This window comes from Pseudomonas sp. AM8, from assembly GCF_036346475.1.
Classification (GTDB): domain Bacteria; phylum Pseudomonadota; class Gammaproteobacteria; order Pseudomonadales; family Pseudomonadaceae; genus Aquipseudomonas; species Aquipseudomonas marginalis.
The window spans coordinates 59,730-76,271 of the sequence record NZ_JAOTNX010000007.1 but is presented as its reverse complement, the minus strand read 5'-3'; the positions used below and the strand labels follow the sequence as shown (position 1 = coordinate 76,271).

At 62.3% G+C, this 16,542-nt stretch carries 12 protein-coding genes; all 12 read right to left on the bottom strand.

Features of this window, described 5'->3' with window-relative positions; translation table 11 throughout:
- Positions 1 to 68 precede the first annotated feature (68 nt).
- Positions 69 to 2,840, bottom strand: coding sequence for a hybrid sensor histidine kinase/response regulator (locus V3W40_RS17785; protein WP_027607753.1), 2,772 nt, complete (start codon positions 2,838 to 2,840; stop codon positions 69 to 71).
- 102 nt (positions 2,841 to 2,942) lie between these two features.
- A complete protein-coding gene (purD, locus tag V3W40_RS17780) occupies positions 2,943 to 4,235 on the bottom strand; it encodes a phosphoribosylamine--glycine ligase (protein ID WP_065925564.1) in 1,293 nt (430 codons plus the stop codon).
- A 171-nt stretch (positions 4,236 to 4,406) separates the two neighbouring features.
- Positions 4,407 to 6,014, bottom strand: coding sequence for a bifunctional phosphoribosylaminoimidazolecarboxamide formyltransferase/IMP cyclohydrolase (gene purH / locus V3W40_RS17775; RefSeq protein ID WP_131696714.1), 1,608 nt, complete (start codon positions 6,012 to 6,014; stop codon positions 4,407 to 4,409).
- 81 nt (positions 6,015 to 6,095) lie between these two features.
- Positions 6,096 to 6,416, bottom strand: a complete 321-nt coding sequence (fis, locus tag V3W40_RS17770) for a DNA-binding transcriptional regulator Fis (protein WP_002555375.1) — start codon at positions 6,414 to 6,416, stop codon at positions 6,096 to 6,098.
- On the bottom strand, positions 6,413 to 7,426 hold the full coding sequence (gene dusB / locus V3W40_RS17765; protein WP_027607756.1) for a tRNA dihydrouridine synthase DusB: 1,014 nt from the start codon (positions 7,424 to 7,426) through the stop codon (positions 6,413 to 6,415). The genes fis and dusB overlap by 4 nt, the downstream gene beginning before the upstream one ends.
- A 185-nt stretch (positions 7,427 to 7,611) precedes the next feature.
- Complete coding sequence (locus tag V3W40_RS17760; RefSeq protein WP_137211582.1) at positions 7,612 to 8,850, bottom strand: DUF3426 domain-containing protein; 1,239 nt, start codon at positions 8,848 to 8,850, stop codon at positions 7,612 to 7,614.
- A gap of 30 nt (positions 8,851 to 8,880) precedes the next feature.
- On the bottom strand, positions 8,881 to 9,759 hold the full coding sequence (prmA, locus tag V3W40_RS17755) for a 50S ribosomal protein L11 methyltransferase (RefSeq protein WP_137211581.1): 879 nt from the start codon (positions 9,757 to 9,759) through the stop codon (positions 8,881 to 8,883).
- 194 nt (positions 9,760 to 9,953) lie between these two features.
- Positions 9,954 to 11,315, bottom strand: a complete 1,362-nt coding sequence (accC, locus tag V3W40_RS17750; RefSeq protein ID WP_027607998.1) for an acetyl-CoA carboxylase biotin carboxylase subunit — start codon at positions 11,313 to 11,315, stop codon at positions 9,954 to 9,956.
- Positions 11,316 to 11,332: 17 nt separating this feature from the next.
- Positions 11,333 to 11,794 (bottom strand): acetyl-CoA carboxylase biotin carboxyl carrier protein, encoded by a 462-nt coding sequence (gene accB, locus V3W40_RS17745; protein ID WP_027607997.1) that lies wholly within the window; start codon positions 11,792 to 11,794, stop codon positions 11,333 to 11,335.
- Positions 11,795 to 11,818: 24 nt separating this feature from the next.
- Complete coding sequence (gene aroQ / locus V3W40_RS17740) at positions 11,819 to 12,274, bottom strand: type II 3-dehydroquinate dehydratase (RefSeq protein ID WP_012721999.1); 456 nt, start codon at positions 12,272 to 12,274, stop codon at positions 11,819 to 11,821.
- 319 nt (positions 12,275 to 12,593) lie between these two features.
- Positions 12,594 to 14,555, bottom strand: coding sequence for a methyl-accepting chemotaxis protein (locus tag V3W40_RS17735; protein WP_330215418.1), 1,962 nt, complete (start codon positions 14,553 to 14,555; stop codon positions 12,594 to 12,596).
- 53 nt (positions 14,556 to 14,608) lie between these two features.
- A complete protein-coding gene (locus tag V3W40_RS17730; protein WP_074848656.1) occupies positions 14,609 to 16,279 on the bottom strand; it encodes a response regulator in 1,671 nt (556 codons plus the stop codon).
- Between the last annotated feature and the right edge of the window lie 263 nt (positions 16,280 to 16,542).

Sequence of the window (16,542 nt, the reverse complement as noted above, 5' to 3'; positions counted from 1 at the left end):
GCCAGTCAGTTACAGTGTTCGCTCTTGACTGAAGCAAGCCCCCACCCACATTGGAATTGCATTTAAAGTCAGGACGGGGCGTGTTCAGGCCGTTGTTGACGCTGCGCCACCCAGAACTCCACCAGCTCACGCAATTGTGATAACTCCACCGGCTTGGCCATGTGCCCGTCCATCCCCGCCTGGCGTGCGCGTTCTTTGTGCTCCGAGAGGATATGCGCCGTGAGCGCTACCACGGGTGTGCGAATGCGCTGGTGGCTGACTTCCCACGCCCGCAGTTGCTGGGTAGCCGAGAAACCATCGAGAACCGGCATCTCACAGTCCATCAACACCAGGTCATAACGCTGGGCCTTCATCGCCTCGAGGGCTTCCTCACCGTTGCTGGCGGTATCCGGGTCGAGGTTGAGCTTGCCGAGCATGCCGCGAATCACTTTGGTGGAGATGCTGTTGTCTTCGGCCACCAGGATCCTGAAGTCGCTGGGCACGGTCACCGCCGCCGGGACGCTGAGGGGCGGACGGGGCTGCACGCCACCTTTGCTGCGTTGGGTCAACTCGTCGGCCAGGGTGGTCTTGAGGGTGTAACCGGCAACCGGCTTGGCGAGGATGCGCTTGATCCCGCAGTTACGCGCGATGATCTTGCTCGGCGCATTGCTGATGCCGGTGAGCATGATCAGCAGGATGTCGTGGTTCAGGCTCGGGTCTTCCTTGATCTTCGCCGCCAGTTGCATGCCGGTCATGCCGGGCATGTTCTGGTCCAGCAGCACCACATCGAAGTAATCGCGCAGGTGCGCCTTGGTGCGCAGCAAGGCCAAGGCCTCTTTACCCGACGGCACGGCGCTGACATTCAGGCCCCAGGCCGAGCATTGCTGCACCAACACTTTGCGGCACGTATCGTTGTCGTCCACCACCAGCACGCGCGCGCCTTTGAGCGGGCCGTCGAGGTCGGAGGTGGGGTGTTCCAGGCGTTCCGGGTCCAGCGGCAGGGTCAGCCATAACGTGCTGCCCTGATGGCTGCCGCTCTTGATGCCGAACTCACCGTTCATCAACAGGATCAGCTGGCGCGCGATCACCAGGCCCAGGTGGCCGCTCAAGCGGGTGGCCGAGAGGAAGTTCTTGCTGTGCAGTTCGCTGTGCAGCAGGGCCTCGCGTTCAGCGGCTTCCATTGGCAGGCCGCTGTCCTGCACGGCAATGCGCAGGCGCGGCTTGGTGCTGCGGTCATCCAGGGCGACGACGATCAGCACTTCGCCTTCGTCGGTTTTGTGCAGGGCGTTTTCCAGCAGGCTCAACAGCGCCTGGCGCAGGCGGGTCGGATCGCCGCTGATGACGCGGGGCACCTGTGGCTGGATGAAGCTGATCAACTCGACGTTCTGCTGCTCGGCCTTGGCGCGGAAGATGCTCAGGCAGTCTTCGATCAGCGCATTGAGGTCGAATTGCACGTCATCCAGCTCGATCTGCCCGGATTCGAGCTTGGAGATGTCGAGGATCTCGTTGATCAATGTCAGCAGCTCGTTACCGGCGCTGTGGATGGTTTGCACGTAGTCGCGCTGTTTCACCGACAGTGGCGTGCCCAGCAGCAGTTCGGTCATGCCCAGCACGCCGTTCATGGGGGTGCGGATTTCGTGGCTGATCTTGGCCAGGAATTCGGCCTTGGCGGCGATCTCGGCATTGCTGGCGGCCAGGTCGCGGCTGAGGCTGAAGCGGGCCTCGACAATCGCGCGCTGGCGCTCGCCCAGGGCCAGGCTCATCAACAGGCCGCTCAGGCAGATGAAGGCCAGCAATGTGACGATCAACCCCTGGGGCGACACCATCGTCAGCCCCAGCAACGCCGGGAGAATGATCAGCGTGCCGATGTTGAACACCACCATGCCCGCCACGAACAAGCGCGCCGGGCGATAGCCTTTCTGCCAGTGATACGCCGAGACAAACAGCATGCTCAGGCCCGCCAGGGCCACCAGCGCGTAGGTGATGATGTTCAGCGGCAGGGTACTGACGAACAACAGCAGCAGGCCGCACAGCACGATAAACAGGATGTCGGCCATCAACAGCTTGTTCAGCGGGTGCGGACCCAGGGGCATGAAGAAGCGATAGGCAAACATCAGCCCGCAGGGCGCTGTCAGCAGCAGGGCCAGGTAGGCGCCCGGGGTCTGGACCGCGTGCCAGTTCGGCAGCCATGGGCCTACCAGGTTGAGCAGCAGCGCCAGGCTGAGCATCAGCAGCAGTTCGCAGGCCGCCAGCCACAGGCTGCTGCGCGAGCGGTGGTAAGCGAAGCGCGTGAGGTTGTGCAGGATCAGCATCAGCAGGCAGCCGAACAGCAGGCCGTAGATCAATGTCTGGGTCTGGTCGGCGGCGGCCAGCACGGCCGGTTCCAGGGTGATATAGGGGCGCAGTTCGTGCTCGGAAACCAGGCGCAGGTAGACGTCGAGGGTCTGTTGGCTCTGGGGCATCGGCAGCATGAAGTCGTTGCTGGGCAGCGGGCGTTCCGCCTGGGGCTGGCGGTTACCGCTGCTTTGTTGCTCGATCAGGGTGTCGCCGTCCAGCACATAGAGGCTCAGGTGCGCCAGGTCCGGGGCGAATACCCGCAGCACCTGCTCGTGCTTGCCGGGTTGCAGCTTGAAACGTACCCACAACGCACCGTCCGGTTCCGCGGCGGTAATGCGGTCCAGTTCGATGGGGCTGAATTGATTGGTGTAGCGCGAGGAACGGATGTCGCTCAGCTGCAGGTCGGCCTGTTCATCAAGCAATACTGCCCAGCCACTGCCTTGCGCGGCGGCCTGGGCCGGGAACAGGCAGAGCAGCGTCAGCAGACTGACAGTAAAACCTATGGCGATCCTGAGCCAGCGCACGGCGAAATCCCTTCGTAGGTTGATGCACGGTTAACTATGCGCGGGGAGGCCTGTATACGGCAAGGGCCAGAAGCCCTTGCCTAACCGAACGGATAGCTAGCGTTACTGGCTTTCGCCACGTTCACGGGCAATGGCGCGGTAGCCGATGTCCGTGCGGTAGAAGCAGCCTTGCCAGTCGATTTTTGCGGCCAGCTTGTACGCCTGTTGCTGTGCGGCGTCGACGCTGGCACCCATGGCGGTGGCGCACAGCACACGGCCTCCGGCGGTCACGACCTTGCCGTCCTTGAGCGCGGTGCCCGCATGGAACACCTTGCCTTCCAAGGTGGCCGCCGCGTCCAGGCCTTCAATCACATCGCCCTTGGCGTAGTCGGCCGGGTAGCCACCGGCGGCCAGCACAATGCCGACGCTCGGACGTGGATCCCACTGCGCTTCAACCTTGTCCAGGGCCTGGGCCAGCGCGGCTTCCACCAGCAGCACCAGGCTCGATTGCAGGCGCAGCATCACCGGCTGGGTTTCCGGGTCGCCGAAGCGGCAGTTGAACTCGATGACTTTCGGGTTACCGGCTTTGTCGATCATCAGTCCGGCGTAGAGGAAACCGGTGTACACATTGCCTTCATCGGCCATGCCGCGCACGGTCGGCCAGATCACCAGGTCCATCACGCGCTGGTGCACGTCGGCGGTCACCACCGGGGCAGGGGAGTAGGCACCCATGCCGCCCGTGTTCGGGCCAGTGTCGGCGTCGCCGACGCGTTTGTGGTCCTGGCTGGTGGCCATCGGCAGCACGTTCTTGCCGTCGACCATCACGATAAAGCTGGCTTCTTCGCCGTCGAGGAATTCCTCGATGACGACGCGCGAACCCGCGTCACCAAAGGCGTTACCGGCGAGCATGTCACGCACGGCGTCTTCGGCTTCCTGCAGGGTCATGGCGACGATCACGCCTTTACCGGCGGCCAGGCCGTCGGCCTTGATCACGATCGGCGCACCTTTTTCACGCAGGTAGGCCAGGGCGGGCTCGATCTCGGTGAAGTTCTGGTAGTCGGCCGTCGGGATCTTGTGGCGCGCCAGGAAATCCTTGGTGAAGGCTTTCGAGCCTTCCAGCTGGGCGGCGCCGGCGGTTGGGCCGAAGCAATCCAGGCCGCGGCTGCGGAACAGGTCTACGACACCGGCAACCAATGGCACTTCCGGACCGACGATGGTCAGGGAGACGTTTTTCTCGGCGAAGTCGGCCAGCTGCTCAAGGGCCAGTACGTCGATGGCGACGTTTTCGCACTTGGCTTCGATGGCGGTACCGGCATTGCCGGGGGCGACGAAGACTTTCTGGACCCGTGGGTCCTGGGCAACTTTCCAGGCCAGGGCGTGTTCACGGCCACCGCTGCCAATGATCAAAACATTCATTTCAAAAACCTCAAATTCTGTAGGCGCCGCTGGAGCGCTTTTAAATGTGGGAGGGCTTTTGTGGTGAGGGGGCTTGCCCCCCACTGTGTTCACTGGAGATCCAGTGGGGCTGCTGCGCAGCTCAGCGCGGGGCAAGCCCGCTCGCCACAAAAAGCCCCTCCCACATTTGGATCAGTGACGGAAGTGGCGCATGCCGGTGAAGACCATGGCAATGCCGGCTTCATCAGCAGCGGCGATCACCTCGGCATCACGCATCGAGCCACCCGGTTGGATCACGGCAGTCACGCCGGCTTTCGCGGCGTTGTCCAGGCCATCACGGAACGGGAAGAATGCATCCGACGCCATCACCGAGCCGGCCACCTGCAAACCGGCATGCTCGGCCTTGATCGCGGCGATACGCGCTGAGTTCACGCGGCTCATCTGGCCAGCGCCGACACCGATGGTCTGGCGGTTCTTGGCGTAGACGATGGCGTTGGATTTAACGTACTTGGCCACTTTCCAGGCGAAGATCAGGTCGTTGATCTCTTGCTCGGTCGGGGCGCGCTTGGTCACCACTTTCAGGTCTGCGCTGCCGATCATGCCGATATCGCGGCTCTGTACCAGCAGGCCGCCATTGACGCGCTTGTAGTCCCAGGCAGCGGCACGTTCAGCCGACCACTCGCCGCAGGCCAGCAGGCGCACGTTGGCTTTGGCCGCCACGATGGCGCGGGCTTCTTCGCTCACGGAAGGGGCGATGATCACTTCGACGAACTGACGCTCGACGATGGCCTTGGCCGTCTCTGCATCCAGTTCACGGTTGAAGGCGATGATGCCGCCGAACGCGGATTCGGTGTCGGTGGCGTAGGCCAGTTCGTACGCCTGGCGAATGCCGCCTTCAGCGTCCGGGCTCACGGCCACGCCGCATGGGTTGGCGTGCTTGACGATCACGCAGGCCGGCTTGACGAAGCTCTTCACGCATTCCAGCGCGGCGTCGGTGTCGGCCACGTTGTTGTAGGACAGTTCTTTGCCTTGCAACTGGGTCGCGGTGGCGATGCCCACTTCGGCAGGCTTGGCTTCCACGTAGAACGCCGCGCTCTGGTGCGGGTTCTCGCCGTAGCGCATTTCCTGGGCCTTGATGAACTGGCTGTTGAAGGTGCGCGGGAACTGGCTGCGGCCTTCTGTGCTCAGGGTTTCGGCGGCCTGGTTCACGGTGCCCATGTAGTTGGCGATCATGCCGTCGTAGGCGGCGGTGTGTTCGAACGCCTTGAGCATCAGGTCGAAACGCTGGGCGTAGGTCAGGCCGCCGGCTTTCAGGCTTTCCAGCACCTGGGCGTAGTCGCCGGCGTTGACCACGATGGCCACGTCTTTGTGGTTCTTGGCCGCCGAGCGAACCATGGTCGGGCCGCCGATATCGATGTTTTCGATGGCGGTCGGCAGGTCGCAGCCCGGCTTGTTGATGGTGGCTTCGAACGGGTAGAGGTTGACGGCCACCAGGTCGATCGGCTTGATGCCGTGCTCGGTCATGATGGCGTCGTCGATGCCGCGACGGCCGAGGATGCCGCCGTGGATTTTCGGGTGCAGGGTCTTGACGCGACCGTCCATCATTTCTGCGAAGCCGGTGTAGTCCGCCACTTCCACTGCGGCCACGCCGTTGTCCTGCAGCAGTTTGAAGGTCCCGCCCGTGGAGAGGATTTCCACGCCCAGGGCTTCCAGCTCCCGGGCAAATTCGAGGATCCCGGTCTTGTCGGAGACACTGATCAAGGCGCGGCGGATCGGCAGGCGGGTAGTCTGGTCGGTCATTTCAATTTCCATCAAAAGCAAAGGAGTCAGCAAAAAAGGCGACCGGTTTTACGCGGGCGCCTTTCTGGTTTGATTGAATGCTTACAGCAAATCGTATTGCTTGAGCTTTTTGCGCAAGGTGCCACGGTTGAGGCCCAGCAGCTCACTGGCTTTGGTCTGGTTGCCCTTGACGTAGTTCATCACGCTTTCGAGCAGGGGCGCCTCGACTTCGGAGAGCACCAGGTTGTACACGTCCGTGACGGAAGCGCCCTCAAGGTGGGCGAAATAATTATGCAGCGCCTTCTCGACACTCCCGCGAAGGGTCTGGCCTTCTTCGCTCGGCGTGTTGAGGTGCTGTTTCAAATTGACGTTGTCGCTCACGGGTGTTGTTCCACTCACTAAAGTCTCGGTCATCATCGTCATGCGGCCACCCATTCTCCGTCCCCTGCTCTCAGGCTCTTGTCTCGTTCGGCAAAAAACTCACGAACGGCGGTGACCTGTGCTTGCGTTTCATCCAAACGATTGAAGCCGGCGCGAAACTCCCTGGCGCCCGGCAGGGTTGCGAGATACCAACCCACATGCTTGCGAGCAATACGCACGCCCATCACCTCTCCATAGAAGGTGTGAAGTGCAGCCAGATGCTCTAGCAGAATACGTTCCACCTCGACCAGTTCCGGCGCCGGCAGGACTTCACCTGTACGCAGGAAATGCTCGACCTCACGAAAAATCCACGGCCGCCCCTGGGCGGCCCGGCCAATCAACACACCATCGGCACCGGTGGCGTGCAGCACGCGCCGGGCTTTTTCGGCCGAGTCGATGTCGCCATTGGCAAATACCGGCATCGACACCGCCTGCTTGATCGCGGCGATGGTGTCGTACTCGGCTTCACCGGTGTAAAGGTCGGCGCGGGTGCGACCATGCACCGCCAGCGCTGTAATGCCTGCCTGTTCGGCGATCTTCGCCACCGTCAGGCCGTTCTTGTTGTCCCGGTCCCAACCGGTACGAATCTTCAGGGTCACCGGCACATCCACTGCGGCAACAACGGCCTGCAGGATCTCGGCAACCAACTGCTCATCTTTCAACAGCGCGGAACCGGCGGCCTTGTTGCAGACCTTCTTGGCCGGGCAGCCCATGTTGATATCGATGATCTGTGCGCCCAACTCCACGTTGGCCCGGGCCGCATCCGCCAGCATCTGCGCATCACCCCCGGCGATCTGGACCGAGCGGGGCTCGGGATCACCTTCGTGGATCATGCGCATCCGCGATTTGCGGGTGTTCCACAAGCTCATGTCGCTGGTGACCATTTCCGAGACTACTAGACCCGCGCCCAAACGCTTGCACAGCTGACGAAAGGGCTGGTCGGTGACGCCCGCCATCGGGGCGAGAATCAAGCCATTCTGCAATGTATATGGGCCGATGCGTACCGCCGACATAGGACTTCCCTGTTGTGGGGCCGGATCATTAGAGTTCGAAAAAGGGTTGGCATGATACCCGCTCTCGATGACTGGATAAAGGCTGAATTGGATAAAATCTGAACAGTTATTTCTTTATCGCCGCCGGTTTGGATGGGCGGGGCCCAGTCAATACTCCACCGTCAAGCGACGGTGCGTAGGCCGATTCACTCGGGCGAGTGGAAGCTCAGGCTGTAATTCACGGCTTTATTGCCCGGATCGAGGATATCCAGGGAGATATGGATCGGGGTTTGTGATGGCATTTCGCTCACCCCGGCCAACTCGCCGCTCAGGTATTCGGCGGGCTTGAAGCGACGACTGGCAATCAGGTTGCCGTTGAGGTCGGCGAAACGCAGTTCCAGCAGCGGAAAGGGCTGGGAGAACGTCGCGCGGTTATAGATGATCGCATCCACCACCAGCGCCCCGGCGAACTCCGGGTGGCTGCGTACCACCAGGTTACTGCTCTTGATATGGGCGATATCGACCCGCGACGGCACCGTGCAGCCCAGTGTGGGGCACAGTTGCTGGAACCATGGGCGGTAAGCGTCCTGGCGGGCCAGATCGTCGAACTGATAGGCAATGTACTGCGCAGCCAGGCCGGCGGCGGCGATCAGTACCAGCAGTATCCAGATCAGGCGACGGCCCAGGCCCTGCGGGCGTTTTTGCGCGTACAGGTGCAGAGGGTCGTCTTCCAGGTCCTGGAGCAGGTCGTCATGGACGCCGGCCTCGGGGCGTGGGCGCTTGCGATGGGATTGCACACGCTCTTCGGGCTCCGCTTCATCCGCTGCCGCTGTCAGGGGCGTGAACGGCGGGTCGGAGTGTTCATCTTCCGGGGTTGAGCGCAGCGCAGGCTCATCGTCGAGGTGCAACGACATGGAGGGCTCGGTGCGCTGCCTGGTCGCAGGGGCTTTGGCCGGTTCAGGTTCGTCTTCGGAAGCGTTGGCGCGTTCTCCAGGCGGTTCGCTGAACAGGCTGGCGGCCCATTTTTCTTCTTCGGCCTTGACGGTTTCGCGGCTGGCGCTGAGAGCGTCTTCTTTCTGCCGACGGTCGGCACCGGGCTGGCGGCGTTCCGCGCCCACGGGCAGCGTGTGCTGAATCTCGCGGCGTTCAAGCTTGGCCAGTTCCTGGTCCAGGTCCAGGTTGTCCAGGTCCAGCTCTTCGGCACTCCACTGCTTCTGGCTGATTGCCCGCTGTGGCTCAGGCGCGGCTTCGCGCACGGGCTCGATCGTGGCCGGCTGCTCCGGCGCAGGCGCCTGGGCGCGCTGCTCCAGCAGCTGGCGGGCAGCGTTGAAGACTTGCAGGCACGAGCCGCAGCGAACCACGCCGCGAGCCACGCTCAATTGGGCGTGGTTGACGCGAAAGCGGGTTTGGCAATGCGGGCACTGGGTGACGAAACTGTCGGTCATGCGGCCATCCGATTCAGGCAAGCGCTCATTCTAGCGCCGACGCCCGCTGATGCGTACCCAGCCATCACGGTTAGCGATCGGATCCAGCTCGAAATCCTTGGCGTAGGCGGCGGCGACATCTTCGCCCTGCTCGGCGAGGATGCCCGACAGCGCCAGGCGCCCGCCCGGCTTGACCAGGCTCGACAGTTGTGGCGCCAGGGACACCAGCGGGCCGGCGAGGATATTGGCGACCAGCACGTCGGCCTGCACCTGGGGCAAATCCTGCGGCAGGTAGAGCGGGAATTTGCCTTCAGGAATGTTGTTGCGCCCGGCGTTATCCCGGGACGCTTCCAGGGCCTGCACGTCGATGTCGGTGCCCACGGCTTCCTTGGCGCCCAGCAACAGGGCGGCAATCGCCAGGATCCCCGAGCCGCAGCCGAAATCCAGCACGTGGCTGTCCGTCAGGTCCTGGCCGTCCAGCCACTCCAGGCACAGCGCGGTGGTGGGGTGGGTGCCAGTGCCGAATGCGAGGCCCGGATCCAGCAGCAGGTTGACCGCGTTCGGCTCCGGGGCGGCATGCCAGCTCGGCACGATCCACAGGCGTTGGCCGAAGCGCATCGGCTGGAAGTTGTCCATCCAGCTGCGTTCCCAGTCCTGGTCTTCGATGATTTCGCTGTGATGCTCGGGCAACGGGCTGCCGGTGAGCAATTCCATATGGGCCAGTACGGCGGGGGCATCGGTGCCGTCTTCGAACAGGGCCAGCAGATGGGTGTGGGACCACAGCGGGGTGGTATTCAGCTCGGGTTCGAAGATCGGCTGGTCTTCGGCGTCCATGAAGGTCACCGAGACGGCGCCCACTTCGAGGAACGCGTCTTCGTAGGTTTCGGCTTGTTCTGGGCTGATGGCGAGACGGACTTGCAGCCAAGGCATGGCGGGCACCTTTGAAAAAAATGAGTGTGCAGCGGGGTAGGCTGCGAAAGCGCGCAAGTTTACGCGAGCGAACAGCATAAGACGACATTACTGAGTGAATGCGGACCAAATGTGGGAGGGGCGGTGTGCATCCTGGAAAACAGGTGTGCAGAAACAACAAAGCCGCCCGAAGGCGGCTTTGTTGGGTGGAACACTTACTGGTTGGCCAGCTTGTGTTCCAGGTAGTGAATGTTCACACCACCTTCGCAGAAGCCTTCATCACGAACCAGGTCCCGGTGCAGCGGGATGTTGGTCTTGATGCCGTCGACCACGATTTCGTCCAGGGCATTGCGCATACGGGCCATGGCCTCGTCGCGGGTCGCGCCCCAGGTGATCAGCTTGCCGATCAGCGAGTCGTAGTTGGACGGAACCTTGTAGCCGCTGTACAGGTGCGAATCCACACGTACGCCGTTGCCGCCGGGCGCGTGGAAATGCTTGACCAGGCCAGGGCTTGGGATAAAGGTCTTCGGGTCTTCGGCGTTGATCCGGCACTCCAGGGAGTGACCGTGGATCTTCACGTCGTCCTGGGTGAAGGACAGCACGTTGCCGGCGGCGATGCTGAGCATCTCCTTGACGATGTCGATACCGGTGACCATCTCCGACACCGGGTGCTCTACCTGCACGCGAGTGTTCATCTCGATGAAGTAGAAACGGCCGTTCTCGTAGAGGAACTCAAAGGTACCGGCGCCACGGTAGTTGATGTCGATGCACGCCTTGACGCAGCGAGCCAGGACTTCCTGACGCGCTTTTTCATCCAGGCCCGGTGCCGGGGCTTCTTCCAACACCTTCTGGTGACGACGTTGCAGCGAGCAATCGCGATCGCCCAGGTGGATGGCGTGGCCCTGGCCGTCGGACAGTACCTGCACTTCCACGTGACGTGGGTTGGTCAGGTACTTCTCCAGGTAGACCATCGGGTTGCCGAACCAGGCAGCCGCTTCGGAGCGAGTCTGCTTGGCCGCTTCGATCAGCTCTTCTTCCTTATGCACCACGCGCATGCCGCGACCACCACCGCCACCGGCGGCCTTGATGATCACCGGGTAGCCGACTTCGCGACCAATGCGCAGTGCGGTTTCCTCGTCTTCAGGCAGTGGGCCGTCGGAGCCAGGAACGGTTGGCACGCCGGCGGCGATCATGGCGTCCTTGGCCGAGACCTTGTCGCCCATCAGGCGAATGGTTTCGGCTTTCGGGCCGATGAAGGCAAACCCGGATTTTTCCACCTGTTCGGCGAAATCGGCGTTTTCCGCGAGGAAGCCGTAGCCCGGGTGGATGCCATCAGCGCCGGTCACTTCAGCGGCGGCGATGATGTTCGAGACTTTCAGGTACGAGTTCGTGGCCAGTGGCGGGCCGATGCAGATGCTCTCGTCCGCCAGTTTCACGTGCATCAATTCGGTATCGGCCGTCGAGTAAACAGCGACGGTCTTGATGCCCTCTTCCTTACAGGCGCGCAGGATACGCAGCGCGATCTCGCCGCGGTTGGCGATCAGGACTTTTTGCAGTTTCTTCGCAGGTTTCAACATCGAAGGCGCTCCGCGGTTCAAACGATGGTGAACAGCGGCTGGTCGTACTCAACCGGCTGACCGTTTTCTACCAGGATGGATTCGATGACGCCGGCTTTTTCGGCCGTGATGTGGTTCATCATCTTCATCGCTTCAACGATGCAGATGGTGTCGCCCACTTTCACGGTCTTGCCTACTTCAACGAAGGCTGGCGAGGTCGGTGCCGGGGTGCGGTAGAACGTACCGACCATTGGCGACTTGACCACGAAACCGTTCAGCGCAGGGGCTGCCGGTGCGGCAGGTGCGGCGGCGGCAGCAGGCGCGGCGGCCGGAGCAGCAGCCGGTGCCGGTGCTTGCATCTGTGGTGCGTAGAACTGTTGGGCCGGGGTCTTGCTGTGGCGGCTGATCCGTACGGACTCTTCGCCTTCCTTGATTTCCAGCTCGTCGATACCGGATTCTTCCAGCAGTTCGATCAGTTTCTTAACTTTACGGATATCCATGAATCATCAACTCCCAAGGGTCGGTCAGGGGCGCTTGGCCGGTTGTTCAAGCTGTTCCAGGGCGGCCTCCAGGGCCAGTCGGTAACCGCTGGCGCCAAGGCCGCAGATCACTCCTACCGCAACGTCGGAGAAGTAGGAGTGATGGCGGAAAGGTTCGCGTTTGTGCACGTTCGATAAATGCACTTCGATGAATGGGATGCTCACCGCCAGCAGCGCGTCACGTAATGCAACGCTTGTGTGCGTAAAAGCGGCGGGATTGATCAGGATAAAGTCCACGCCTTCGCCACGGGCGGCATGGATGCGATCAATCAATTCATACTCGGCATTGCTTTGCAGGTAGAGCAAATGGTGGCCGGCTTCACGTGCCCGTCGTTCCAGGTCAAGGTTGATCTGATCGAGGGTCACTGCCCCGTAGACGCCCGGTTCACGGGTGCCGAGCAGGTTCAGGTTGGGTCCGTGAAGAACCAGTAAGGTCGCCATCGGCTGTTCCTTGTTATTGATGTGGGCAAGGCAGAACCCGGCGACTATGCCGCAAAGCCTTTGTGACTGTCCAGTTCTACGCAGTAGGCGGCACGATTAGCGAGGATTGCGCAAAATTTGTGACTGGGGGTCGGGATCCGGTCATGGGTAATACGCCCTTGAATCCCGTGGAGATCAAATGTGGGAGGGGCGGTGCGACGATTCGACTTGCTCCCGATTGCAGTGTGTCAGTCTCGCATCTGTAACTGATCCACCGCTATCGGGGGCAAGCCCCCCCACATGTTGATCTTCATTTGATTTTGGATCTTCATGGGGCCGGTCAGACACGGAACGCCTGCACAGCCGTATTGAGCTGCCCACCCAGCACCAGCAAATGCTCACCCTGGCTGCGGCCCTGGCCGATGCGCAGCAAATTATCCTCGCCGAGCTGATGAATCCGCTCGCTGTTGTCGCGAATCTCACTCACGGCGCCACTTTGCTGCGCCGTTACATCGGCAATCCGCACGGCGGTGTCGGAAATGGTCTGGATCGCGCCGACGATTTCATCCAGCGCGCCATCCGCAGCCTGGGCTTGCTGGGCGGTAGCCTCGGCGTGTTCAACCTGGGCGCGCATTCCCTGCACCGATTGGTGCGCGGCGGTTTGCAGGCCAGTGATCAAGCCCTGGATTTCGGCGGTGGCGCCAGCGGTGCGTTGGGCCAGGGTGCGCACTTCGTCAGCGACTACGGCAAAGCCGCGCCCGGCCTCACCGGCGCGTGCGGCTTCGATGGCGGCGTTGAGCGCCAGCAGGTTGGTCTGGTCGGCAATCGAGCGAATCACGGTCAATACGCCGCCAATGGTGGCGGACTCCTCGGCAAGTTTCTCGATCATCTGCGCATTTTGCTGCACTTCACCCACCAGCGCGTGCAGGCCGGTCAGGCTCAGGCCGATCACGCGCTGGCCTTGCTCGACCGCCTGGCCCGCGCTGCGACTGGCGCCGGCCGCCTGGCTGGCATCACCGGCGACTTGCTGGATGGTGGCTTCCAGTTCGCCCAGGGAGTCACGAATCTGCGCAGTATCCCCGGCCTGGCGCTCGGCGCCGTCGTGCAGGCCACTGCTCAGTTCGGCCAGGGCGCGGCTGCTGCCGGCCACTTCTTCGGCATTGCCACGGATGGTACCCACCAGATCCACCAGATAGGCGCGTAAACGGTTGAGGGACGCTTCGATGTCGCGCAGTTCGCGGTTGGTCTTGCCCAAGGTGATCGGTTGGCTGAAGTTGCCCTCGCCCCAGGTCGACAAGGCGGGGGCCAGGTTGGTCAGCACCCGCGCCAGGCGCCGCTGCAGGGTGTCGATCAACAGGGCGATCAGCAGAATCAGGCCGATCATCACCCCTTGCATCAGGCGCACTTCGCCCTGGATCTTACCGTGTTGCGCGCGCACCGCCGGCTCGAGGCCGGCGATGGCCTGCTGAACGGCCGCGATTTTCAAGTGGGCGGCGGCGGCCAGGTCGGCACGCTGCTGGATCTGCGTGCGGGTGCGCTGGAGTTCGGCGGGGTAGCGGGCCAGCAGGCCGTTGAGTTCGCGCTTGAGGTCGACGCCGGTGTCCTGGGCTTCGGTTTTTGCGCTGTTTTCCAGGCCCATCAAGGCCGAAAAGTCATCGGTGTTGGATTCTGCGCTGGCCTTTACCCCGAGTAATGGCAGTTGCTCCAGCAGGTCGGCCTGGCTGCGCATATTGCTGACTTCGCGTTCCACATCGTCCGCCAGTTCCGCGCGGCCGCTGCTCACCAGTTTGTCGCGAGCCAGGGACAGCTTGCCCAGGTGCTGTGAGGCCGCCAGCAGCGGCGGCAGGTAGCGCGCGGCCTCGGCGCTGTTGACGCCCTTGGCGTACTGGCTCAACTGCTCCAGGTTGGCGCCCAGCTCCCGCTCGGCCTGCAGCAACAGGGCTTGTGGGTCACCTGCCAACTTACCGGCCGCCAGCAGGTCGGTCTTGCTGAAGGCATTCAGGTCCGCAAGGCTGGGGCGCAGGTTCTGCGCGAGGTCGGCGGGCAGTTCATCCAGGTGCTGCAACAGGCTTTCCAGGCTCTGGCTGGCGCTGCTCAAGCGCAATGCATCACCGCTGCCCAGATAGTCGTCGATATTGCGTGCGGCCTGGTTCTGGAAGGTCTGTGACAGGCCGAGGTAGCGCTCCATCAGCAAATAAGGCCGTTCCAGCGCCCGTTGCGACCACCACAGCGTCGCTCCAAGTGCCAGGCACACGGCCACCAGCAGGAGGGTATTGAGATTGGTCAGCAGCTTCAGGCGCATGCGGGGTATCAACCGACAGCAAAAGGTAAGTGCCTGAAGTTATTGCGTTTTCATTACAGGGTTATGACGGAATCAGTGGATTCTGGTGAAAAGGTGGCACTTTGCTTTGACGTGCGCGCCGCTTGCACGCGGTTACGCCCGGCATCCTTGGCGCGGTACAGCGCCTCGTCGGCCTGGGCGGCCATCATCAGGCTGTCGGAGCCGTCACACAGCTCCACCACCCCGGCGCTGAAGGTGCACCACAAATCCTGCGGCTGCGCCGGGTAGTGAATCTCGGCAAAGCGCCCACGAATTTCATCCAGTACCTTGCAGGCCGATTCCAGGTCGGTGTCGGGCATCACGATGGCGAATTCTTCACCGCCGTAGCGGCCGATGTAGTCGGTCTTGCGCAGGCGTTGCTTGAGAAACAGCGCCAGGCTCTTGATCACGCGGTCGCCCATGGGGTGGCCGTGGCTGTCATTGACCCGCTTGAAGTGATCGATGTCGAGCATGGCAAAGCTCAACGGCTTGTTCTCGCGGCGCGCGCGGAAACTGCAGTCTTCAAGCAATTGCAGGATATGGGTGTGGTTGTACAACCCGGTCAGGCTGTCGCGCACCATCCGCGCCTTGAGGTTGCGCGCACGGGCGGCGCGGTTGCGCACCGTGGTGATCAGGTGGCGCGGCTTGATCGGTTTGGTGAGGAAGTCGTCGCCGCCTTCGCTCATGGCGTCCAGCTGCTTGTCCAGGTCGTCTTCGGCCGACAGGTAGATGATCGGCACACTGACGTAACGGTCATTGTGGCGAATGACCTTGGCCAGTTCGGTGCCGGTACAGGCCGGCATGTACATGTCGAGGATGATCAGGTCGGGCTGGAAGTCTGCCAGCTCGGCCATGGCCTGGATCGGCTCGATCAAGGTGCGGGTGACGATGCCGGCACTGTTGAGCAAGCGCTCGGTGTGCAGCGCCTGGGCCCGCGAGTCATCGATGATCAGCACTTTGTACGGTTCGTACTGGGCGACGCAGGTCAGTACTTCGATCTTTTCCAGCAGGCTGGAGGCTTCCAGCGTGCCGGTGAGGAATTCCTGGCCGCCGGCGCGCACGGCGGCGAGGCGAGTAGGGGTGTCGGTTTCGTGCAGGCTGAAAAACAACAGCGGCAGTTTATGCTCCAGGCCTTCCTGGGCTTCGGCGGCGAGCTTGAGCCCCAGGCCGGCGCCGCAGAAATCCACGTCCATCACGATCGCCGACGGCAGGCGCTCGGCCAGGGACGCGCGAAACGCCGCGACGCTGTCCAGGGATTGGGCGCTCATGCCAAAGAATTCCAGCTGCTTGGCCAGGCGCTCGGCGCGGTCGTGATCGGCCAGCATCACGTAGATCGGCTTGCGCATCGGCGGCAGGAAGGTTTGTTCCAGCTGGTCGCCCTGGCGCAGGCCGGTGCGGGACAGGCGCTGCATCAAGCGGTTGAGTTCGGTGATCAGGTGGCTGCTCAGGCGTCCGCGGTTTTCGTCGACGGCCTTGAGCGATTCGCCGATGTGCCGGGCCAGTTGGCCGTGTTCGGGTTGTTCGAAGCGCTCGGCGAAGCGTTGCAGGCGCAGGTTGGCCTCGCTGAGTTCGGAGAGGTCGGCGCCTGACCATTCGCTGCGTTGCAGGCGCTGCCAGATCTCAAGAATTTGACGTGCCTGATGAATTACCCGCTGGGCAAAATGCTGCTTGAGACGCTCACGGCTGGGGTCTTCTGGCTCGGTCATATCCTGACTACTAGTGAGGGTGCATGCTGAGGTCGAACTGATGGCTCTATGCTAGCACCTCTTTCCAATGGGATGAGTGTCATATGTCAATTAACTGCGTGTCCCTGATATTCAGTTGGTGACCTGACGGTCGCGCAGCTTAAAAAGCGTGCATCCTTTATAGTCGAATGCTTGCCGTATGCACGTTTGGTGAAAAGCCCCGCATGGGCGGGCACGATGGGGTAGGGTTGTGGTCGGAGTGTTTGAACGCACGCCCTCAATTC